General features: G+C 63.0%; 1 protein-coding gene. It reads left to right on the top strand.

The window, feature by feature from the left end; translation table 11 throughout:
* The coding region (locus tag QP415_RS12675) for a hypothetical protein (protein ID WP_285100308.1) at positions 1-243 on the top strand (243 nt) is incomplete at both ends.

Raw genomic sequence — 243 nt, 5'->3', positions numbered from 1 at the left:
CACGCCCTCGTTGAGGCGCGACGGCTTGGCTTTTGCGATCATTGGGCTGGCAGTCGTCATTGCACTCCGCGAGTGGTTTGGCATGTCGGGCCTGGCAGGGGACGTGATCCACCACGTGGCCGCAGGGGCCGTCGGGGTTTTCTCTGTCGTCGCACCGCTGCTCGCCCTTTGGGTTGCATTGGGTATTTTCCGCAACCGGGAACCTCTTGGCGCTAAGGCGCACGTAATTGTCGGCACCCTTGG

The sequence above is a fragment of the Pauljensenia sp. UMB3104 genome, from assembly GCF_030217285.1.
In the GTDB taxonomy this organism is placed as follows: Bacteria; Actinomycetota; Actinomycetes; order Actinomycetales; family Actinomycetaceae; genus Pauljensenia.
The sequence above is the reverse complement of the archived record's forward strand: the minus strand, read 5'-3'. Positions and strand labels throughout refer to the sequence as shown.